This is a genomic window from Aeromonas sp. S2(2024) (genome assembly GCF_041402505.1).
Classification (GTDB): domain Bacteria; phylum Pseudomonadota; class Gammaproteobacteria; order Enterobacterales; family Aeromonadaceae; genus Aeromonas; species Aeromonas media.
In genome coordinates, this window is sequence record NZ_JBGLRL010000003.1 from 83,100 (window position 1) to 105,510 (window position 22,411).

Below are 22,411 nucleotides of genomic sequence, written 5' to 3' on the forward strand. Positions count from 1 at the left end.
TTAAGAAGGAGAAAGATTATGCAGTTAAACTCGCTGGAGAGGCGAATGAGCAACATCCGGTTGGTGCCCAAGGTGGTGCTGCTCATGGTGTTCAGTACGCTGCTCTTGCTGGCCAAGCTCTGGTTCGATGCCAGCAACCTGGAAGCCACCCTGCTCGGCGAGGGCATAGACGCCACCAAGGCGAATGCCATTGCCGATCGTCTGCTCTGGACCGGTCTGATGGAGACGGCGCTGATGGGGGTCGTCTTCGTGGTGCTGCTGCTGACCGGCTCCCGGCTCATGGTCAAGCAGGTGCACTATCTGGTGGGTCTGCTGGAGCGCTTCGCCCGCAAGGATCTCAGCCACAGCGTGCTGCTCAAGTCCCGGGACGAGTTCGGGGATATCGCCAAGGCGGTCGCCCATTCCCAGGATAACCTCAAGGAGGTGTTCGGCACCCAGCGCGCCGCCTGCAAGGAGCTCAATGACATCGCCTCCCAGGTGACGCTTTGCATGGAGGAGGCGAACGAGGCGATCAACGAGGAGTTCACCCAGATAGAGCAGCTCGCCAGCGCCATGAGCCAGATGGTGGGCGCCATTCGCGAGGTGGCCAACCATGCGGAACAGGCCTCCCACGCCACCTTTGATGCCAGCACCCTGGCCGAGGAGGGCAGCCGCTGTGTGGCCGCCACCGTCAGCACCATAGACACCCTCTCCGGCAACATCCAGCGCTCCTCTGCCGTGGTCAACGAGGTGGAGCACGGGGTCGATCGCATCGGCTCAGTGGTGGACACCATCCGCAGCATCTCGGAGCAGACCAACCTGCTGGCCCTGAACGCCGCCATCGAGGCCGCCCGCGCCGGCGAGGCGGGGCGTGGCTTCGCCGTGGTCGCCTCCGAGGTGCGCGAACTCGCGAACCGGGCCCAGGCCGCCACCGTCGAGATCCAGAAGATGATCGAGCAGTTGCAGGGCAATGCCCGCCAGGCCGTCGGCCTGATGGCCGAGAGCGTGCAGCAGGCGGACAAGGGGGTGGCGCAGGTGACCCAGGCCGGCGATCAGCTCGCCACCATAGTGCAGCGGGTGCAGGGGGTGGCCGACATGAACCGCCAGATCGCCGCCGCCTCCGAGCAGCAGAGCTCGGTGGCCGAAGAGATGAACGCCAACCTGGAGCAGGTCAAACAGGTGGTGGAAGGCTCCGTGGTGGTGCTGCGGGAGCTGAAAGATGCCTCCGAACTGGTGGAGCACCACAGCCAGACGCTGGACAATCATATCCAGGCCTTCAAGCTGGCCTGAGGCCGTGATTTGAGTAAACTGGAAGGCCCCGCGAGGGGCCTTTTTCATTTCATCTCATGTCACGGCAAGGAGCCAGGATGCAGCACACCCAATCCCCACTGGAGATCAGCGACGACAAGGGACGGCTCGATGTCCCGCTCATTCACCGTTTCCTGTCCGAGGAGGCCTACTGGAGCCTCGGCATTCCCCTCTCCACTGTGCAACGGGCCATCAATCATTCCCTGTGCTTCGGCGGCTATGTCGACGGCCAGCAGGTGGCCTTCGCCCGGGTCATCACAGACCGGGCCACCTTCGGCTATCTCTCCGATGTCTTCGTGCTGCCCGCCCATCGCGGACGCGGCCATAGCAAGGCGTTGATGACGGCCATTGTCGACCATCCCGCCTTGCAGGGGCTGCGCCGCCTCATGCTGGCCACCTCGGATGCCCAGGGCCTCTATGCCGGTTTTGGCTTCGCGCCACCTCGCGCCCCCGGCAGCCTGATGGAAAAGTACGACCCCGAGATCTATCGGCGCCCCTGAGCCCGCGCCGGCGGCCCATTTTCCCCGCCGGCTCATGCTTCTCTCTCCCGGGCTGTGACGCGAGCACGGGACAATGCTAGATTGGCTGCCGGTGTTTTCATTCCCTCTGCAGACCCGTTAATCACAAGGACGGCAACCGTGGCCCAGCATTCCTCTTCTCTTCCCTCATCGCCAGCATCCCTCTCTACTCTGTCTCCATTGCTGCAGGATCAGGCCGGGCGCCAGTGGCAGCGGCTGGTCGAGCTGGCGCCCGACTATGACGCCCTGCCCGATGCGATTCGCCAGACCCTGCTGACCCTGTTTGGCCTCTCCGATTTTGTCGCCGACTCCCTCATCAAGCAACCCGAGCTGCTGGCGCAGACCCTGGCCTCCGGGGATCTGGCGCTGTACGAGCGCTGGCCCGCCTACGAGGGCGATCTGGCTGCCCTGCTCGCCGAAGTCCATGACGAGGAGGCGCTCAAGCGCGTGCTGCGCCAGTTCAGGCGCAGCCGCATGCTGGTGATCGCCTGGCGCGAGCTGCTCGGGGAGTCAGAGGTCGAAGAGAGCTTTGTCCATCTCACCAGGCTCGCGGACGCGCTGATCTGCGGCGCCCGGGACTGGCTCTACGCCAGGCAGTGTGCCGAGCTCGGCACCCCCATGGACGGCAACGGCGACCCCCAGCCCCTGCTCATCCTCGGCATGGGCAAGCTGGGTGGCGGCGAGCTGAATTTCTCCTCGGACATCGACCTCATCTTCACCTTCCCCGACAACGGCTACACGGTCGGCGGGCGGCGGGAGCTCGCGAATCAGCAGTTCTTCATCAAGCTGGGGCAGCGCCTGATCAACGCCCTGCACCAGCCCACCCAGGATGGTCAGGTGTTTCGGGTCGACATGCGGCTGCGGCCCTTCGGCGAGGCGGGGCCGCTCGCGATCTCGTTTGCCGCCATGGAGGATTACTACCAGCACCATGGCCGCAACTGGGAACGCTACGCCATGGTCAAGGCACGGGTGCTGGGGCCCCAGTGCGAACACGCCCAGGCCCTCACCGAGCTGCTGCGCCCCTTCGTGTTCCGCCGCTACATCGACTTCGGCGTCATCGACGGCCTGCGCCAGATGAAGGCGATGATAGCCGCCGAGGTGCGCCGCAAGGGGCTGGAGGGCAACATCAAGCTGGGAGCCGGCGGCATCCGCGAGGTGGAGTTCATCGCCCAGGCGCTGCAGCTCATTCGTGGCGGTCGCGAGCCCGCCCTGCGGGTGCGTCACCTGCCCGAGGCCCTGGCGGCCATAGCCCAGAGCGGCGCCCTCGACGAGGAGCGCTGCGCGCGCCTGCTCCAGGCCTATCGCTTCCTGCGCCGGGTCGAGAACATATTGCAGGAGATAGGGGATCAGCAGACCCAGACCCTGCCCACCGAGGAGCGGGATCGCCAGCGACTGATCGCCGCCACCGGGTTCGCAGACTGGGAGCGCTTCATGACGCACCTCGACGAGGAGATGGCCATAGTCCATCAGGAGTTCGTCGCCGTGGTGGGGGAAGAGAAGGAGGCCCCCGCCCACCTGGAACAGCTCTGGCTCGATCTCTGGCGCACCGAGCTCGATGCCGCCGAGCTGGAGAAGCTGCTCACCGCCCAGGGGGTGACCGAGCCTGCGCCGCTTTGCGCCGCTCTGCTGCGCTTCAAGGAGGAGTACAAGCGCCGCCAGGTCGGGCCCCAGGGGCGCATCGCCCTGGACTGGCTGATGCCCGAGCTGCTGCGACTGGTGGTGGCGAGCCGAGAGCCCGCCCGCCTGTTCGAGCGGGTCTGTACCCTGCTGACCCGCATCTTCACCCGCAGCGCCTACCTGCAGCTGCTGGCGGAGAACCCCGCCGCCCTGCGCCAGCTGGTGCGTCTGTGCGACGAGAGCAACCTGGTGAGCGAGCAGCTCGCCCGCTACCCCATCTTGCTGGACGAGCTGCTGGATCCCCAGCACCTCTACCACCCCACCCCGCTGGATCAGTACAAGCCCCAGTTGCGCCAGTTCCTGCTGCGCATCCCCGAGGAGGACGTGGAGCAGCAGATGGAGGCGCTGCGCCAGTTCAAGCAGGTGCAGCTGCTGCGCATCGTCGCGGCCGACATCGCCGGCGCCCTGCCGCTGATGAAGGTGAGCGACCACCTCACCTGGCTGGCGGAGGCGATCACCGAAGAGGTGGTCAATCAGGCCTGGGCCCAGATGAGCGAGCGCTACGGGGTGCCCCCCGAGGTGGCACTGAGCGGCCAGCGCGGTTTTGCGGTGGTGGCCTACGGCAAGCTCGGCGGCATCGAGCTCGGCTACGGCTCGGATCTCGATCTGGTGTTCCTGCACGGCGGCGACCCCAACAGTTACACCGACGGGCGCAAGCCCATCGACTGCCGCCAGTTCTACCTGCGCCTGGCCCAGCGGATCCTGCACCTGTTCAGCACCCGCACCCCGTCCGGCATCCTCTACGAGATCGACATGCGGCTGCGCCCCTCCGGCGACGCCGGCCTGCTGGTCTCCTCCCTCGCCGCCTATGAGCTGTATCAGCAGCACGAGGCCTGGACCTGGGAGCATCAGGCCCTGGTGCGGGCGCGTCCCATCTATGGCGATGATGCCGTGGTCGCTGAATTTGCCCGCATCCGCCGCGCCGTGCTGGCCAAGGATCGCGACCTGCCGACCCTGGCCCGCGAGGTGCGCGAGATGCGCCACAAGATGCGGGATCACCTGTTGAAAGCTGGCGAGGGAGAGTTCGACCTCAAACAGTCCCCGGGCGGCATGGTGGACATAGAATTCATCGCCCAGTACCTGGTGCTGGCCCACGCCTGCGGCGAGCCGGAGGCCCTGACCCGCTGGTCGGACAACGTGCGCATCTTCGACGAGTGCGTGATGGCGGGGGTGTTGACCCTGGACCAGGCGGAGGGGCTCAAGCACGCCTATCTGGAGATCCGCAACCAGGGCCATCGCCTCAACCTCTCGGAGATCTCCCGCAAGGTGGGGGACGATCAGCTGCTGACCGAGCGGGGCCATGTGCTGGCGGTCTGGCAACAGCTGCTGGGGGAGTAAGGATCCCACCGTATCAGCAACAAGGGGCGCCATGGCGCCCCTTGTTGTATTAAGGCCCGCTCGAACAAGATCCCTCGATTTATTTCATATACAGCTCAATAGCGGTGAGCTGGATCCTGTTTCAGGTATTCATATCTTGGCATCGTATGGCGCTTTGCTGAATATGGGCAGAAACGTGGGTATCTGGGTCACAGGCATATCGTTAATCCAGAGAGGAGCATCTAACCCCAACTGAACAGTACCAACACAACGCGTCGATGCAGAGAGGAAATAATGGATTTTTCAGAACAGCTACAGAGCCTAGCCAAAAAAATCACTCAGCAGTCATCCATGATCGCAACTGAAGAGGCAACGAAGAACGCCTTTGTCATGCCATTTCTCAACCGCGTACTCGGTTATGATGTGTTCGACCCCACCGAAGTAATCCCTGAGTTCACTGCAGACACGGGCATCAAGAAAGGCGAAAAAGTTGACTACGCCATTCTCAAAGATGGTCAGGTACAAATATTGGTGGAGTGTAAGAAATACAGTGAGAAGCTCTCTGCCAAACATTCAGGACAGCTATTCAGGTACTTTGCCGTCACCAATGCCCGGATCGGGATACTGACCAATGGTGCTCAATACGAGTTCTATACCGACCTTGATGCCCCGAACAAGATGGACGAGAAACCATTTCTAACGCTGGATCTGGAAGATATCGATGAGCACGTAGTACCCGAGGTGCTGAAGCTGACCAAGACCTCCTTCGATGTTGAATCCGTAGTCGATGCGGCGGGAGAGCTGAAATACCTCAGTCAAATCAAGAAATTGCTCGCCGAGCAATTTTCCTCGCCAGAAGAAGACTTTGTGAAATTCTTTGCATCCCGTATTTATGACGGCGTTCTTACTGCACGAGTGAAACAGTCTTTCACCGACATCACCAAGAAAGCCCTCAGCCAGTTCCTCAATGACAGCATCAATGCCAGATTGAAGTCAGCGATTGGTAGCAGCGTCAATGCCTCGACAATTCAGCCCGCCTTTGACAGCAGTGGTTCAAACGATGGCAATGAGGCTGAGAATAATAATGAAGAAAAATCGAAGATAGATACCAGCATTGAGGAGGTTGAAGGATTCAACGTCGTCAAAGCCATCCTGAGGCAGCGGTTTGATGTAACAAGAATCGCGGCAAGGGACACCCAGAGTTATTTTGGTATCCTGCTCGACGACAATAACCGCAAGCCTCTGTGCCGCTTACATTTCAATTCGAAGCAGAAATATCTTGGTTTATTTGATGCTGACAAGAAAGAAACCCGACATCCTATTGGCTCCGTTGATGAGATATTTACCTTTGCCGATCAGTTGCTGACAGCCACAGCCGTATACGAATAATCCTGATCCAGGGGGAGCGACGCCTCCCCCTTTTTCCTCCAGCAAGACGCCTATCGCCCGCCAGCCACGTCGATAAAGGTACCTGTGGCGTAGGAGGCCTCGTCCGACAGCAGCCAGGCGATGGCGGCGGCCACCTCACGAGGTTCGCCGCCCCGCTGCAGCGGAATATGGCTCTTGACCCTGTCTACCCGGCCGGGCTCGCCGCCGTCGGCATGCATCTCGGTGTAGATAAAGCCGGGCCGTACCCCATTGACCCGGATCCCCTGGGCCGCCACCTCCAGGGACAGCCCTCTGGTCAGCACGTCTATGGCCCCCTTGGCGGCGGCGTAGTCCACATACTCCCCGGGGGAGCCCAGGCGCGCGGCGGCGGAGGAGACGTTGACGATGGCGCCGCCCGGTGCCATGCGGCGGACAGCCTCGCGGCAACAGAGAAAATAGCCGGTGACATTGGTGGTCAGGGTCTTGTTGATCCGCTCTGCGCTCATCTCCAGCACCTTCATCTGGGGCTGCAGCCTGCCTGCGTTGTTCACCAGATGGGTGATGGGGCCGAGCCGCGCGTCCATCTCCTCGAACAGGCGCACCACCTCGGCCTCCACGCTGACATCCGCCTGCACCGCTATGCAGGAGACCGGATGCTGCGCCCGGATCTCGGCCACCAGCGCCTCGGCACTGGCCCTGTCATAGCGATAGTTGAGGCAGAGGTGATACCCCTGCCCCGCCAGATAACGGGCCGTCGCGGCCCCTATGCCTCTGCCGCCGCCGGTGATCAGCACCCGTTTGTTCATGAACCCTCCTGGTTCCCGGTTTTGATGACTGCCACGGATATTACCCCATGTTCCTGATCAGGCCTCACCCCATGGCGACCTGCGTCACAACAAAGAGCCCGCACGGGGCGGGCTCTGGATGGCATCAGCGGGAGGCGGGCTATTTGAACAGGCCCTTGAGCAGCTGGTCGGCTACTCCCTTCACCCCTTCGTCGTCGGCCTTGTCGCCCAGCAATTTCTTGAGGCCGCGCTCGGCCTCCTTGCGGGCCTTCTCCTCCAGCACCTTGTTGTTGCTGAGCAGTTCCTTCACGTCGAGCCGGTAGCTCGGTGCCTGCCAGTGGCCGCCGATACGCACCGGTATGGTGACGTCCTTGAGCTCATCCACGCTCTTGCCCCCCTGGCCCTTGCTGCTCTCCACCACTGAGGTGAGGAACAGGAAGTCGAGGGTCTCGGGCACCAGGGCGGTCTGGCCCTGGCCCTTCACCCGCAGGGCGGGGGCGAGCAGCTGGATGTCGTCGCTACGCGCCACGCCATTGGCGATCTGGAAGCTGGCGGTCAGGGCGCTGAAGTCGGTCTTGCGCGCTTCCTTCACCTGATCCGCCCCCTTGCCGGTCAGGGTGGCCCGCGCCTCACGGATCATCCCCGCCAGGTTGATGCCATGCAGGGCACCGTCGCTCAGCCTGAGGCTCACCTTGCCCTGCATCTGGCTGCGCAGCGCCTGCTCGGAGAGACCGGTGCCCTGTACCTGCACCTCGAGATCCCCCTTGCCTTCCAGTCGATCGTTCTGGGCCAGGGTCTGCAGCAGCGGGCGAATATCCACCCCCTGTATCCGCTTGTGTACCTGATAGCGGGCGGGTTGCTGGCGGGCATCGAGCATGCCATTCGCCGTCACCCGACCACCGGCCACCCCGGCGCCGAACTGCTTGAGGTTGAGCTGGCCACCGGCCAGGGCGAGCTGCAGATCCACGGCGTTGAGATCCAGCCCCTTCAGCCGCAGGCTGCCCAGTTGCAGCCGACCGGCCAGATCCACCGCCTTGAGGGCGGCGAGATCGGGCTCCATGGTGGAGAGCGCCTTGGTGGCGGCAGCCTGCGCCTTCGCCCCTGCCGGAGCAACAGCCCCTGAGGCCGCCGCAGTCGGGGCAGCCTTGGCCGGCTGACCGAGCCAGCTGTCGAGGTCGAGTTTCTCCCCCTTGAGGTCGAACTCCACCTTGGGCACGGCCCTCAGATGCACGGTGCCGTTGCCGCTGAGCAGGGCGTCATCCGCCCCCATCACCAGGTTGCTCAGGGTGACTGTCTGCTTGTCCAGCTCGGCGCGGGCAAAGCCTGCCAGCTTGAGCTGCATCTGCGGGCGTGGCAGGCCATCGCCACTGAGCTTGGCGGCCAGCACCGCATCCGACACCTCCACCAGTTGCAGCCCCTGATCGAGCCGCGCCTTGAGGGTGCCCTCCAGGGTGCCTGCCAGGGTCGGCTTGTCCGCCGCCCCCTGGGCGCCGCTCAGGTTAAGGGTCAGGCTGCTCCACTGCCCCAGCGCCAACCGATCGGCTTTGAGGGTGAAGGCATCGAGCCGCTGCGATGGCTGGCTCAGGCTGCCGCTGAGGCTGAGATCCTTGAGCTCGCTCTTCATCGCCTCCTGGGCCGGTTTGAGCTGGGTCTGCCCCTTGAGATCAAAGGTCAGCTCCCCGCGTGCGCCCTTGGCGGCCAGGGTCACCGGTACCCACTCACCCGGGGTCAGCTGTCCCAGATCGAGGTCGAGTCGGTCGAGACGGGAGACGGCGCCGCTGCGATCGTCTCGCACCAGAGCGCTGGCCTCGACCAGTGCCACCCCTTGCAGGCTGATCTGCCAGGGTTTTTCTTCACTGGCGGCAGCAGCGGCAGGCTGGCTCTCGCCGGCTGAGGGTTGCTTGTCGGCAGCAGAGGCCTTGACCAGGCCATTCAGGTTGGATCTGCCATCGGCCCGAGTCTGGATAAAGAGATGGGCGCCACTGAGCGTCACCTTGCCGATCTCCAGCCGGTGGGAGAGCAGCGGCAGCAGGGCGACAGAGGCGTCACCTTGCGCGAAGCGCAGCAGGTCAGGCTCGGCAAAGCCGGCGGGGTTGCGAAGCTGCACCTTCTCGAGAGAGAGACCGAGGCTTGGCCAGAAGCGCCAGCCGATATCCCCTTCCATCACCAGCTCGCGGCCCGTGCTCTTGCGCACCTGCTCCGCCAGTTGGGGCTTGAATTGATTGGGGTCAATCAGGGACACCAGGGCGGCGATGGCCACCACGGCGGCCAGCGCCAACCCCAGCAGGATGTAGATGATCTTCTTCACGACGAACTCCTCAATGCAGATCCTGTGGCTGACTATACCACCGGGGGCCAGGCGCAGGCTGTACCGACCCCAAAACGGGCAAATGGCGAGACAGGGATGGTCGCGCCCGCCTGTCCCAGCACAAAAAGGGCCCCGCAGGGCCCTTGTCTCACTGGATGGTCGGCAGTTGCCGGTAGCCCATCTCGTAGAGGGTGAAGGCATAGAGGTCCGCGCTCTGCTCGATAAGCTTCGCCACCGGCGTGCCCGCCCCGTGCCCGGCATTGGTCTCGATGCGGATGAGCTGGGGATGGGGACCGGCATTGTCGGCCTGCAGGGTGGCGGCGAACTTGAAGGAGTGAGCTGGCACCACCCGGTCGTCGTGATCCGCCGTGGTCACCAGGGTCGAGGGGTAGCTGACCCCGGACCGCACCCGGTGCAGCGGCGAGTAGCCCTTCAGGTACGCGAACATCGCCTCATCGTCGGCGCTGGTGCCGTAGTCATAGGCCCAGCCCGCCCCGGCGGTGAAGGTGTGATAGCGCAACATGTCGAGCACCCCCACCGCCGGCAGCGCGACCCGCATCAGATCCGGCCGCTGGGTCATGACAGCCCCCACCAGCAGACCGCCGTTGGAGCCACCGCGGATCGCCAGCCGATCGGTGCGGGTGTAGCCCTCGGCCTTGAGATACTCGGCCGCCGCGATGAAGTCGTCGAACACGTTCTGCTTGTTCATCCTGGTGCCCGCCAGGTGCCAGGCCTGGCCGTACTCGCCGCCCCCGCGCAGGTTGGCCACCGCATAGACGCCCCCCAGATCCAGCCAGTTGGCCACCGACACGCTGAAGCTCGGGGTCAGGCTCACGTCGAAGCCGCCATAGCCGTAGAGGATGGTCGGGTTGCTGCCATCGAGCTTGAGCCCCTTGCGGTAGCTGATGATGAGCGGCACCCGGGTGCCGTCCTTGCTCTGGTAGAAACGCTGCTCGGAGATGTAATCCTCTGGCTTGAACGGCGCCGCCGAGGCGCGATAGAGGCTGATGGCCCCGCTCTTTGGCTCGAACCGGTAGAGGGTGGGCGGCTGGGCATAGTTCTCGAAGCCGAAGTAGAGGGCAGGATCATCGTGTTTGCCGTTGAAGCCGCTGACGCTGCCAAGGCCGGGCAGCGCCACCTCGCGCACCCGCTTGCCCTCATAGTCGAACTGCTCGACCCGGGCGGTGGCATCCACCATGTACTCGGCGAACAGGTAGCCGCTGCCGCTGTGCACCGTCAGCACCTGCTGGCGTTCCGGGATGAGGTCGCGCCACTGTTCGGGGCCCGGGTTGGCGGCGTCCACCGTCACCAGCCGGCCATTGGGGGCGTCCCGGTTGGTCTGCAGGTAGAGCGTGCTGCCCTTGTTGTCCACCAGGCTCACGTCCGCCTCCAAATCCCCCTGCACCGTCAGCAGCGGCGCGTTCTCCTGGCTCAGATCCTTCACATAGAGGCGGTTGCCCGAGGTGGAGTTCGCCGCCGAGATAAGCAGGAAGCGGTCATCTTCGGTGACGGTCGCCCCCACGTAGCGGTGGTGCTGGGCCGGGATGGCGCCGAACACCAGCCGGTCATCCTCCTGCGCCGTACCGAGCCGGTGGAAATAGACTTTGTGCTGATCGGTCTTGGCCGACAGCTCGCTGCCATCCGGCTTGTCGTAGCTCGAGTAGAAGAAGCCCTCGTTGCCGAGCCAGCTGATACCGCTGAACTTCACGTCCTTGAGGGGCGCCTCAAGGGGCTGTTTGCTCTCCACGTCCATCAGATGGATCTCGCGCCAGTCGCTGCCGGCCAGTGACAGGGAGTAGGCCAGGATGCGGCCGTCCCGGGAGAAGCTCAGCTGATCCAGCGCCGTGGTGCCGTCGGGGCTGAGGGTATTGGGATCGAGGAACACCTCGGCCGACTTGCCCGGCAGCTGGCGCCACAGCACGTTCTGGTTCTGTAGGCCGTCGTTCTTGAAGAAGTAGTGGTAGCGCCCCTCGCGAAACGGTGCCCCCTCCTTGGCGTAGTTCCAGGAGGCGGCCAGCTTCTCCTTGATGGCGGCGCGATAGGGGATCTGTGCAAGGTAGTCCCGGGTCACGGCGTTCTGGGCCTCGACCCAGGCCTCGGTCTCGGGGCTGCGGTCATCCTCCAGCCAGCGATAGGGGTCGGCCACGGCCTGGCCGAAGTAGTGATCCACCTGATCCCCCTGGCGGGTGACGGGGTAGTGAAGGCGCGTTTTCCCTGACATGGCATCCTCTTCGGTTGACTGGCCGCTGCACGCACACAGCAGTGACAGGGCCAGCAGGCTGACAATGGTTCGCATCGATGCGGCTCCCTGCAATTTCGGTGAAGCGGGCAGGTTAGCAAAGAGCGCCGAACGGCCCAACCCCCCAACGGGTCTGCCCTCACCAACCAAAGCCTGCGCCTGCTCTGTGAGCCAGCTCCCCCTGCCCGTGAGCGGTCTGTGCCATCCTGACATGGAGAACAATGAGAGGAGAGCAGCATGTGGATCGAGGCGGAGCCCGTCTATGGCGCCCTGGTGTCACTGGCCATCGGGCTCATCATCGGACTGGAACGGGGCTGGCAGGTGCGCCAACTGGGAGACAACCAGCGCATCGCCGGGATGCGCACCTATGGTCTCATCGGTCTGCTCGGCGGGGTCTGCGCCCTGCTGCTGCCCACCCTGGGCGCCTGGCTGGCCCTGCTCGGCCTGCTGGCGGTGGTGGCAGGCTGCGGTCTCTCGGTCTGGCTGGCCCAGCGCTGGCAGGGGGAGTTTGGCCTCACCAGCTCGGTGGCCATGGTGCTCACCTATCTGCTGGGGCTGATGTCCGTGTTGCAGAGCCCGAGCGAGGCGGTGGCCTGTGCCGTGCTGGCGGCGCTCTTGATGGGGCTCAAGGGCAAGATCCAGCAGGGCATGCTGTTCTTGAGCGAGACGGAATTTCACGCCACTCTGCGCTTCCTGCTCATCTCTCTGGTGCTGCTGCCCGTGTTGCCCGACGTCGAGATGGGCCCCCTCAACGCCTTCAACCCCTTCAAGATCTGGCTGATGGTGGTGGTGATCGCCGGCATCTCGTTCTCGGGCCACTTCGCGGTGCGCCTGCTCGGCACCCGCGCAGGTCTGGTGCTCACCAGCATGCTGGCGGGGCTCGCCTCCTCCACCGCCCTCACCCTGCAATTTGCCCGCCTCAACAAGGAGCAGCCCGGGCTGGAGCGGCTGCTGGCCACCGGCATCCTGCTGGCGGGTGCCACCATGTGGTTGCGGCTGCTGGTGCTGGTGCTGCTCATTCACAACGAGCTGGCCATGCGCCTGGCCCCCCCCCTGCTGCTGCTGGCGGCCACCGTCTACGGTTTCGCCTTCTGGTTCTGGCGCCAGCGTGAAGAGATGACAGACAACCCGGTACAACCCGAAACCCGCAACCCGCTGGATCTCGCCACCGCCATCAAGTTCGGCCTGCTGCTGGCGCTCATCGGCTTCATGGCCACCCTGCTGCAGAGCAAGGTGGGCAACTCCGGGGTCTATCTGCTGGCGCTGGTCTCCGGCATCACAGACGTGGACGCCATCACCCTCTCCCTCTCCCAGCTCTCCCACAAGGAGCTGGCCCTGGAGGTGGCGGCCCGGGCCATTCTGCTCGCCGGCCTGGTCAACTCCCTGGTGAAGGGACTGCTGGCGCTGGTGATCGGCGGCCGCCGTCTGGGGCTGAGGGTCATGCTGCCCTACCTCCTCTCCATCCTGCTGATCCTGCCCCTCATCTGGCCAGGCAACTGACCCGACCACCAGGACGCGCCTGACGCCGCCGGCGTCGCTGGCGTATACTGGCGCCTCTTGGCACATGAGAGGAGGTGAGCATGGCAAGCGACTGGGACAAGGTACTGGCGGGGGGCGCCCTGAACAGCCAGAGCGAGGAGATAGCGAACGACCGGATCCGCGGCCAGGCCCTGCTGGCGCAACTCAACGCCACACCGGTGGGGGATCACGAGGCGCGTCAGCGTCTGTGCACCGAGCTGTTCGGCCACTGCCCGGACTCCTGCTGGATCAGCACCCCCTTCACCTGCGAATTCGGCCGCAACATCCACATCGGCGAGAAGACCTTCTTCAATTTCAACATCACCATACTGGACGTGGGCGAGGTACACATCGGCAGCCATGTGCTGCTGGCCCCCAACGTGCAGATCTACACCGCCACCCACAGCATGGATTATCTGGAGCGGCGCAGCTGGACCGCCTACAACAAGCCGGTGCGCATCGGCGATGACTGCTGGATTGGCGGCGGCGCCATCATCTGCCCCGGCGTCACCATAGGGCCGCGCGCGATCATAGGTGCCGGCGCCGTGGTGACCCGGGACATTCCGGCAGACTCCTTGGCGGTAGGCAACCCGGCCAGGGTCATTCGCACCCTCTGCCCGGACGAGCCCCGGGATCCGGCGCTGCTGTCATGATGGCCCTGGCACTGCTGCCCCTCATATGGACCGCCTGGCTTGGCATTCAGGAGGCCAACTGGTGGCCGCTGGTCCTGATCACCACCATGAGCCTGCTCACCGTGCTCGCCTATGCCCACGACAAGCGCCAGGCCATACGCGGCGGCTGGCGCATTCCGGAATCCCGCCTGCACCTGCTGGAGTTGCTCGGCGGCTGGCCCGGCGCCCTGGTGGCTCGCCACTGGCTACGCCACAAGACCCAGAAGGGGAGCTACCGGCGGGTGTTCTGGTTTATCGTGCTGCTGCACCTCACCCTGTGGGGACTCTGGGTCGGCCGGCCGCTCTGGCAGGGAGGCTGAACGGGCAAGCCCCAGGCAATGCCCGTGCAGGCATTGCCGCCAATGGATCGTTGTGAGACAACGAGATCCTTGGGGCGGATCGTCTCGTTTCTACATCGACAAGGAGTGAGTTATGACCATGTGGACAGGCATAGTCCTGATCGTCTTCATCAGCGTGCTGTTCGGCTATCTCGGCAAACGCGCCCGCTATCAGCTGGGGGACGCCCGCATCACGGATCGCCTCGGCAAGCAGGATCTCATCATCAGGGAGTTGCAGGAGCGGGTCGCCAATCTGGAGGCCATCGTCATCGAAGAGGAAAAGCGGCGGCCATTCAAGGAGCTGTGAGCCCTGCTGAGAACAGAACCACCCTGCCATTAGCCACTTTATGGGAGGAGTTGATACAGTCCCTAGAGCTGGCATTTAGCGGTCAATTACTACTTGTGTCCATTGATAATGGCCTGCTTCCAAGAGCGTTCAGCCACCCTGCTGAAAAAGTGGAGGAGACTCACTATAATCTCCCCCCATTTTGGCATAAATATCGTCCATGATTGGCAAGATCAAACTTCTACCTTAAATGGGCTTAGTAAATTATTAATTGATATTTTGGCCTCTTCTATCTCTTTTTTCTCGATTGCACTTGATGCCTTTCGCTGAGTGTTATCTAATTTATGCAATTCAAATATTGAATCTGATAATTTTGTTCCTGCACCTACAACCCTAGCAAGAACCTTTAATTGTTCTTGGACAACTTTGCTACTGGATGCTACTGGATAATTAAAAGTATGGTCTATTTCCCCCCATACTTCTTCAAATAATGTTCTTACTTGAACTTCACACGTGATATTACTATCCGCTCGTGGTTTGAATACGTAGTGCACGCTTGTGTAAAAGCTTTCCTTTAGACTCGTGTCCAAACCTAACTTCTTGAAAAAATGTGAAAACTCAGGATCCCACGTGTATGCTTTAGGATCTTCAAAAAGTGATATCTCCCCTTCTTCCTCATATTTCATGATAGCTTTGTGAATGCTTTCAAATTGTCCTATGTAAAGATGCAAAATGCGTATTCCACATATGTCAGTTATTCTTTTCATTATATTTTCATGATGTATATGTCCCTTTTTTTTTGAAAACTCCAAGAGATCATCTTCTGCATTTTTTCGAATAATCTTATCTTTTAAATGCGTAATATCTTTCATTCTTGACTTATAACTATGTATAAGCTTACTTAAATCTGGATCTCTATTTAAAAGGGAAATTATTTTATCATGTAATAAACCATAGGAATGAAGGTTTTGTTTTATGATTTCAACTGCATTGTCAACATTATTTGTCGCCATATTAAAGCAACTCCAGCCGGTCCACTATATCACTTGCCAAATTCTCGTATCCTGCCTGAGTAGCACGGTAGCTGCTAGCATTTCCTTTTATAGTTGCTTTATCATCCCCTAAATTTGCAACATCTGGAACAAACCACATGGGTTTTTTATATTTCTGTGCCATTGTAGGCAGCGTTCCGTGACCATGAATAACAGCATTTTTTCCAATAGAACAATCGAAGTAATGTTCTCCATCATTAATAAGGCAATCTTTGGGAATAAATTTCTTTATGGTATCTGACAATTTACTTGCGTAATTGTAATGAGCTAAAGCTATATCAAGCTCATTCGGCGCATTAGAGATTTTCTTGGCATTATATACTGTGTATCCTAATAGTTTCACAAATTTATTAGGGAAGTATTCTCTCTTACTATCTGGTAATAAAGAGTACATAGTATTGAATTCTCGATTCCAAATCGTTAGCGCATTTCCTATATTCCTTATCCCATAGTCTGAAAACATATCAGGAGCACATGGAATAACAAAGGTATCAGAATTAGAAATGATAATTTTATTTAGCGCACCTAAACTAGGTGATGTATCTATTAAAATATAATCATATTGAAATTTTTTCGCGTAATCAGAACATATCTTTCTAATTGATGTAACAATTCTTATTGCTTGTGGCTCCCCAAGGAATGCATCACTCCACTGCTTTGACAATTTATTTTCAAATAAATGCAGCGTCAACCTTCCCGGAATTAAATCAAATTTTTCATTTAATTTTATCGGTGTAGTCAGACAATCCTCGTCTGACTCACCATCTTCTATGGGCTTTAATAAATAATGTATAGAACGGCTACGTTGATGGAATGCGTTGAATTCTTCTAGAGACATTTTATTTTTTGCGACTTTATAGTCAGCGATGAATTCATCCTCATCACTCCAGATTTTTTCAAGTTGTGCCTCTGTAAGGCCATACAGTGTTAAGTTTGATTGAGGATCTAGGTCAATCAATAAAACTCGTTTTCCTGATTCGGATAAAGCCGCACCTAAATGGTACGTTAATGTTGATTTACCTACCCCGCCTTTATTATTAAATACCGAAATTATTTTCATGAATGCATTCTCTCTAAGGGCATAAACGCTAAGCTAAACACATATCATTAGGCTGTATCAAAATCCATCATAAGTGTAAATACATCTTCGTCACAGCTAATGAACTTCGCTAAAAATACCACAGTCTGTCACTCAACTCATAGAGGTCCATACGCAATCCAACACAACTAAGTATTCTGGATGGCGACAATCCAGTTTTAATTATCATTTCCCTTGGCGATTACTCCGTATTGGCAAGGATTGAACAATAAAAAACGGCAACCTCAGGTTGCCGTTTTGCTTTCCATTTCGGATGGCGAAAGCCGTAATTTAACCTACCCGCTTGGCCAGCCAGGCTTCGGCGGCGGTGAGGGCCGCATCCACCAGCTCGCGGGCGACGCCACCTTTGGCGACCCGCTTGGCCAGGGTCGCCTCCAGCTCCAGGTTCGGATACACATCTTCGCCTACGACAGGGCTGAAGCGCTGGAACTCAGGCAAAGAGAGCTCTTCCAGCGGCTTCTTCACCTGGATCGCGTAGACCACAGTTTCGCCGACGATATGGTGCGCTTCACGGAACGGAATCCCCTTGGCCACCAGATAGTCCGCCAGTTCGGTGGCGTTGGCGTAGCCGCCCTGGGCTGCCGCCTTGGTGCGCTCGCCATTCACTTTCAGATCGATCAGCACCAGGGCCGCCATGTCGAGGCAGTCGTGCCAGGTGTCGAGGGCGTCGAACAGCCCTTCCTTGTCTTCCTGCATGTCCTTGTTGTAGGCCAGCGGCAGCGCCTTGAGGCTCATCAGCATGCCCATCTGGGCGCCGACCACCCGGCCAGTCTTGCCACGGATGAGCTCCAGCGCGTCCGGGTTCTTCTTCTGGGGCATCAGGGAGGAGCCGGAGGTGACAGCATCGGAGAGCTCCACGAAGCCCGCCTCGCCGGTGTTGTAGAAGATCAGGTCTTCGGCGAAGCGCGACAGGTGCGCCATGGAGAGGGACGCCACGTGCATCAGCTCCACCACATGATCCCTGTCGGAGACCGAGTCCAGGCTGTTGCGGGTCGCACCGCTAAAGCCCATGTCCAGCGCCAGCGCCTCACGGTCGATGGCATAGGCGGTGCCCGCCAGGGCGCCGCAGCCGAGCGGACTGGTGTCGAGCCGTTTCAGGGCATCCTGCAGACGGGAATGGTCCCGCTCCAGCATCTCCACATAGGCCAGCGCCCAGTGGGCGAAGGTGACCGGCTGGGCCCGCTGCAAATGGGTGTAACCGGGCAGCACGGCAGCCTGGTTGGCGCGCGCCGAATCAACCAGCCCCTGTTGCAGGGCAGTGATGGAGCCGAGCAGCAGCTCGCCCTGGGCCTTGCACCAGAGTTTCAGGTCGGTGGCGACCTGATCGTTGCGCGAGCGGCCGGTGTGCAGCTTCTTGCCGAGATCGCCGACGGCGGCGATGAGCTGGCTCTCGACCCAGGAGTGGATATCTTCGGCATCCGAACTCAGGATCTGCTGGGGATCCTGCTGCACCGAGGCGAGCAGCACCTCCATCGCCTGTTGCAGTTTGCCCTGCTCATCGGCGGTCAACACGCCCACCTTGACCAGCGCTTTGGCCCAGGCCATGGAGCCCTGAATATCCTGCTCCGCCAAGCGGTAATCGAACCGCAGCGAATCGTTGAACTGCTTGAACCGGCTATCGGCTCCCTGACTGAAGCGTCCACCCCAAAGTGCCATACTGCTCTCCTTGAATGCGTTGTCGGCGGCGCCCTGGCCACCGAGCTTGAAATCGTGCCCTGTTGTTCTGCGAGCCTGTTATCTCACAGAAGCGGCCAGGACGCTGCCGCTCTGCTCACACCCCACTGATACAAGAGGGGGCAATGCCCCCTCTCCGGTACCAGCGGATTTAATCCTGCGGCTTAGCCGTGGGTGTGATCGCCGCCGATGGCCTGATGCTGCTCCTTCATGGCGCGGATCCGGCTCGCCAGGGTGTAGAGACGGATGAAGCCTTCGGCGTGGCTCTGGTCATACACTTCGTCGGCACCGAAGGTGGCGAAGTCTTCGGAGTAGAGGCTGTTCGGCGACTTCTTCTGCACCGCAGTGACCTGACCCTTGTACATCTTCAGCACCACTTCACCGTCGAGATCCTCGGCGATGGCGTTGGCGGAGGCGACAATGGCCTTGCACAGCGGGGTGAACCAGCGACCGTCATACACCAGGTGGGAGAACTCGGCACCCAGCTTCTCCCGCCAGGCGCGGGTCGGACGATCCAAGACCAGCTCTTCCACGGCGCGCAGTGCGGCGACCATGACGGTGCCACCCGGGGTCTCGTAGCAGCCACGAGACTTCATGCCCACCATGCGGTTTTCGGTGATGTCGATACGACCCACGCCGTGCTTGCCGGCACGCTCGTTCAGGGTCATCAGGATCTGGAGCGGAGTCAGCGGTTGATCGTCAACGGCCACCACTTCGCCCTGAGCCACGGTCAGCTTGACGTATTCCGGCTCGTTCGGTGCCTGCTCGGCAGAGACAGTCCACTGCCAGACCGCTTCGGACGGCTCGTTCCAGGTGCTCTCCAGCTCGCCACCCTCGGTGGAGATGTGCCAGGCGTTGGCATCGCGGCTGTAGATCTTCTTCAGGGTCGCCTTGCAGGGGATGTCGCGGGCTTCCAGATAGGCCAGCAGATCTTCACGGGAGCGCATGTCCCACAGACGCCAGGGGGCGATCACCTTCAGTTGCGGGGCCAGGGCCGCCACGGCGCCTTCGAAACGCACCTGATCGTTGCCCTTGCCGGTGCAACCGTGGGAGATGGCGTCGGCGCCTTCCGCCAGCGCCGCTTCCACCATGGCCTTGGCGATGATGGGACGCGCCATTGAGGTGCCGAGCAGGTAGGTGCCTTCGTAGACGGCGCCCGTCTTCAGGGTCGGGTAGACGTACTCCTTGACGAACTCTTCGCGCAGATCCTTGACGATGCACTTGGTGGCGCCGGAGGCGATGGCCTTTTGCTCTATCCCTTCCAGATCGTCGCGCTCCTGACCGACGTCGGCGACGAAGGCGATGATTTCCGCGTCATAGTTCTCTTTCAGCCAGGGAATGATGGCCGAGGTATCCAGTCCGCCCGAGTAAGCCAGTACTATCTTGTTGATTCCGCTCATTTTACTTCTCTCCATGATGATTCGATAAAAGGTTGTGATTCAGGGTCGGTCGCCGGCTTATTTATGACCCAAAAGCGTCAGCAGCACGGCGTTCTGGATATGCATACGGTTCTCGGCCTCGTCCATGATGAGGGAGGCTGGGCCATCCATGACCTGGGAGGTGATCTCCAGCTCCCGGTGCGCCGGCTGGCAGTGCAGCACATGCTGGATGCCGGTGCGGTCGAGCAGGGCCTGGTTGATCTGATAAGGCATAAAGATATCTTTTACCTGCTCCATTGGCGTGTTGTCACCCATGGAGACCCAGGTATCGGTGTAAACCACGTCAAACCCTTCGATATCCCCCACGTCATCGCTGATGTGAATGGTGGCGCCGGAATCGGCAGCCAGCGCCTGGGCCTGCAGGAAGATCTGGGTATCCGGGCCATGGCCCTTGGGGCAGATCAGGGTCACGTCGGTGCCAAGGGTCGCCCCCAGCAGCAGCAGGGAGTGGCTGACGTTGTTGCCATCGCCAAGGTAGGCCAGCTTCACCTTGGAGAGATCGCTGTAGTGCTCGCTGATGGTCATGAAGTCCGCCAGCCCCTGGCAGGGGTGGTAGAGGTTGCACAGGCTGTTCACCACCGGCACAGAACCATGCTCCGCCAGCTCGACCAGGGTCTGGTGATCGAACACCCGCGCGACGATGGCGTCACACCAGCGCGACAGGTTGGCGGCGAAATCCTTCACCGATTCCCGCTTGCCGAGCGCGCCGTTCTGCTGATCCAGGTAGACGCTGTGACCGCCGAGCCGGGCGATGCCGATGTCGAAGGTGACCCGGGTGCGCAGGGAGGGCTTCTCGAACAAGGTGACCACGCTCTTGCCCGCCAGCGCCTGGCCGTACTTCTTGGGGTCGGCCTTGACCGATTTGCCCAGGGCAATCAGTGCCTCTATCTGGGCCTTGCTCAGGTCGCTGTCTTTCAGAAGATGTTGCATTGGATGTTCCTTTTTCCGGCCAGGGTTAGAGGGTGACTTGGGTGCCGACGGCGCCGCCCGCCAGCAGCTTGAGCAGTTGCTCCGGGTAGCGCCAGCTGGCGACACAGACAGGTTTGCCCAGGGTCTCTGCGGCATGCAGGGCGGCCTTCACCTTGACCGCCATGCCATCGCGAATAACGCCCTTCTCCATCAGGTCCAGCGCGCTCTGTTTGTCCAACTGCGGCACCAGCTTGCCCTTGCCATCCAGGATGCCGCTCACATCCGACAGCATCACCAGATCGGCGCCCAGCGCCTCGGCAATCGCCGTGGCCGCCTGATCCGCGTTGACGTTCATCAGCTGGCCGTCGGCGGTGATGCCGATGGAACTCACCACCGGCAGGAAACCCTGCCCCAGGATGCCGGCCACCAGCGCCGGGTTGCCCGGCTGGCAGTCACCCACGGCGCCGAGATCCGGATCTAGCTGGGTCACTTGGCAGAGGCCGCCGTCGGCGAGGCAGAGCCCCACAGCAGGGATGCCGGTGGCGATGGCCTTGGCCATCATCATCTTGTTCGCGGTGCCCGCCAAGGCCCCGGCGATGAAGGGGATCTGCTCGAACGGGGTGACCCGCAGGCCGTTCTTCTTGGTGGAGGTCATCCCCAGCCCCTTGAGCAGGTCATCCACCAGGCAGCCACCACCGTGCACCAGCACCAGGGGACGGTGCTGATCGTCCAGGAAGGTTTTCAGGGTGGCGAACAGGGCGGTCAGGGCCTCGTCGTTCTCGATCAGGGCGCCGCCCAACTTGATTACCAGCGTCTGCTTGTCCATCTTCTCGATCCTTCCTTAAAGCGTTAAATCAGGCCGGTGGCCGGTTCAAAACCAAACTTGATATTTATGCACTGCATCGCCTGGGAGGCGGCGCCCTTGAGCAGGTTGTCGATGGCGGAAACCACCACCAGCATGTTGCCCTGCTGCTGCCAGGCGAGGTCGCAGTAAGGGGTATTGGCCACGCCACGGATGGAGGGCATCTGGCCGGTGAGGCGCACCAGGGGCTTGCCTTCATAGGCCTTGAGATAGGCTTGATCCACCTGGGTCTGCGTCACCCCATCCGCCAGTTGCACATAGATGGTGGCCAGTATGCCCCGCACATAGTTGCCAAGGTGGGGCTGGAACAGCACCCCCTTGCCGAGGTGGTGGCTGATCTCCGGCTGGTGTCTGTGATTGAAGGTGCCGTAGGGGCTCAGGCTAACCTCGCAGAAGCTGGTGTTGATGGCGGCCTTGCGACCGGCCCCGGAGACACCGGAGACGGCATTGATGATGGGCTGCCACTCTTTGGCAATCAGACCGGCCTGCTGCAGCGGCTTGAGGGCGCAGAGGGAGGCGGTCGGATAGCAGCCGGGCACCGCAATCAGCTGGGCAGCGGCAATGGCATCGGCATTCCACTCCGCCAGACCGTAGACGGCCTGTTCCAGCCACTGCTCGCTCTCGTGGGTGAAACCGTAGAAGGAGGCGTAGAACCCCTGATCCTTGACCCGGAAGGCGCCGGAGAGATCGAACACCGGCAGCCCCTTGGCCAGGAACTTGGGGGCAAGCTCGGCGCTCACCTCGTGGGCGGTGGCCAGCAGCACCAGGTCGGCCTGGGTCAGGATCCGGGTCATGCCGTCCTCGTCCAGCGGCAGCAGCGGCTGATCCAGCTCACCGACCCACTGAGGATGCAGGGAAGAGAAACGCTTGTGGGCGTCCTGGCTGCCGGCGGAGACATAGAGGCCGAACAGCTTGAGTTCTGGATGGTTCTGGACCAGTGCGGCCAGTTCGGCCCCCGCGTAGCCACTGGCACCGACGATAACGGTATTGAGCATGTTTGAGTATTCCAAGTCTGGGTTCGAAATTCACAGCGTGGTGCTGCGGTGCAAGGGGTCGGCTATCGC

General features: G+C 60.9%; 18 protein-coding genes. 8 read left to right on the forward strand and 10 right to left on the reverse strand.

What is annotated here, in order from left to right:
- Nucleotides 1–18 precede the first annotated feature (18 nt).
- The 4 genes from ACB039_RS04545 to ACB039_RS04560 all read left to right on the forward strand — a co-directional run bounded on the left by ACB039_RS04545 (nt 19) and on the right by ACB039_RS04560 (nt 6,188).
- Entirely contained in the window at nt 19–1,269 is a 1,251-nt protein-coding gene (locus tag ACB039_RS04545) for a methyl-accepting chemotaxis protein (protein ID WP_371165212.1), read from the forward strand.
- Between the two features lie 77 nt (nt 1,270–1,346).
- Nucleotides 1,347–1,787: a GNAT family N-acetyltransferase gene (locus tag ACB039_RS04550; RefSeq protein WP_317841506.1), complete on the forward strand. Its 441-nt coding sequence runs from the start codon at nt 1,347–1,349 to the stop codon at nt 1,785–1,787.
- Between the two features lie 138 nt (nt 1,788–1,925).
- Nucleotides 1,926–4,820, forward strand: a complete 2,895-nt coding sequence (gene glnE, locus ACB039_RS04555; RefSeq protein WP_371165213.1) for a bifunctional [glutamate--ammonia ligase]-adenylyl-L-tyrosine phosphorylase/[glutamate--ammonia-ligase] adenylyltransferase — start codon at nt 1,926–1,928, stop codon at nt 4,818–4,820.
- Between the two features lie 273 nt (nt 4,821–5,093).
- Entirely contained in the window at nt 5,094–6,188 is a 1,095-nt protein-coding gene (locus tag ACB039_RS04560) for a type I restriction endonuclease (protein ID WP_182786483.1), read from the forward strand.
- A gap of 50 nt (nt 6,189–6,238) precedes the next feature.
- On the opposite strand, the gene ACB039_RS04565 is transcribed toward ACB039_RS04560, so the two are convergent.
- The 3 genes from ACB039_RS04565 to ACB039_RS04575 form a co-directional block, all read right to left on the reverse strand.
- Nucleotides 6,239–6,973, reverse strand: a complete 735-nt coding sequence (locus tag ACB039_RS04565; protein ID WP_005332837.1) for an SDR family oxidoreductase — start codon at nt 6,971–6,973, stop codon at nt 6,239–6,241.
- A 139-nt stretch (nt 6,974–7,112) separates the two neighbouring features.
- Nucleotides 7,113–9,260, reverse strand: a complete 2,148-nt coding sequence (locus ACB039_RS04570) for an AsmA family protein (RefSeq protein ID WP_371165214.1) — start codon at nt 9,258–9,260, stop codon at nt 7,113–7,115.
- Nucleotides 9,261–9,408: 148 nt separating this feature from the next.
- Nucleotides 9,409–11,556, reverse strand: a complete 2,148-nt coding sequence (locus ACB039_RS04575; RefSeq protein ID WP_041205010.1) for a prolyl oligopeptidase family protein — start codon at nt 11,554–11,556, stop codon at nt 9,409–9,411.
- A gap of 180 nt (nt 11,557–11,736) precedes the next feature.
- Between ACB039_RS04575 and ACB039_RS04580 the strand changes: the two genes are divergently transcribed.
- From ACB039_RS04580 to ACB039_RS04595, 4 genes are all read left to right on the forward strand, one after another.
- Nucleotides 11,737–12,999 (forward strand): MgtC/SapB family protein, encoded by a 1,263-nt coding sequence (locus ACB039_RS04580; protein ID WP_005332842.1) that lies wholly within the window; start codon nt 11,737–11,739, stop codon nt 12,997–12,999.
- 80 nt (nt 13,000–13,079) lie between these two features.
- Nucleotides 13,080–13,670, forward strand: coding sequence for a sugar O-acetyltransferase (locus ACB039_RS04585; RefSeq protein ID WP_041205008.1), 591 nt, complete (start codon nt 13,080–13,082; stop codon nt 13,668–13,670).
- Complete coding sequence (locus ACB039_RS04590; RefSeq protein ID WP_041205006.1) at nt 13,667–14,008, forward strand: DUF1294 domain-containing protein; 342 nt, start codon at nt 13,667–13,669, stop codon at nt 14,006–14,008. Before ACB039_RS04585 ends, ACB039_RS04590 begins: the two co-directional genes overlap by 4 nt.
- A gap of 112 nt (nt 14,009–14,120) precedes the next feature.
- Nucleotides 14,121–14,333, forward strand: coding sequence for a hypothetical protein (locus ACB039_RS04595; protein ID WP_371165215.1), 213 nt, complete (start codon nt 14,121–14,123; stop codon nt 14,331–14,333).
- A 212-nt stretch (nt 14,334–14,545) separates the two neighbouring features.
- On the opposite strand, the gene ACB039_RS04600 is transcribed toward ACB039_RS04595, so the two are convergent.
- From ACB039_RS04600 to argC, 7 genes are all read right to left on the reverse strand, one after another.
- Nucleotides 14,546–15,325, reverse strand: a complete 780-nt coding sequence (locus tag ACB039_RS04600) for a RelA/SpoT domain-containing protein (protein ID WP_371165216.1) — start codon at nt 15,323–15,325, stop codon at nt 14,546–14,548.
- A gap of 1 nt (nt 15,326) precedes the next feature.
- Nucleotides 15,327–16,424 (reverse strand): ParA family protein, encoded by a 1,098-nt coding sequence (locus ACB039_RS04605; protein WP_371165217.1) that lies wholly within the window; start codon nt 16,422–16,424, stop codon nt 15,327–15,329.
- A 309-nt stretch (nt 16,425–16,733) separates the two neighbouring features.
- Nucleotides 16,734–18,119, reverse strand: a complete 1,386-nt coding sequence (gene argH / locus ACB039_RS04610) for an argininosuccinate lyase (protein ID WP_371165218.1) — start codon at nt 18,117–18,119, stop codon at nt 16,734–16,736.
- A gap of 182 nt (nt 18,120–18,301) precedes the next feature.
- The gene (locus ACB039_RS04615; RefSeq protein WP_371165219.1) at nt 18,302–19,537 is read right to left on the reverse strand and encodes an argininosuccinate synthase; all 1,236 of its coding nucleotides are present in this window, start codon (nt 19,535–19,537) and stop codon (nt 18,302–18,304) included.
- Nucleotides 19,538–19,594: 57 nt separating this feature from the next.
- A complete protein-coding gene (locus ACB039_RS04620) occupies nt 19,595–20,506 on the reverse strand; it encodes an ornithine carbamoyltransferase (RefSeq protein ID WP_371165220.1) in 912 nt (303 codons plus the stop codon).
- 25 nt (nt 20,507–20,531) lie between these two features.
- The gene (argB, locus tag ACB039_RS04625; protein WP_371165221.1) at nt 20,532–21,311 is read right to left on the reverse strand and encodes an acetylglutamate kinase; all 780 of its coding nucleotides are present in this window, start codon (nt 21,309–21,311) and stop codon (nt 20,532–20,534) included.
- A gap of 23 nt (nt 21,312–21,334) precedes the next feature.
- Entirely contained in the window at nt 21,335–22,342 is a 1,008-nt protein-coding gene (gene argC, locus ACB039_RS04630; protein ID WP_371165222.1) for an N-acetyl-gamma-glutamyl-phosphate reductase, read from the reverse strand.
- Between the last annotated feature and the right edge of the window lie 69 nt (nt 22,343–22,411).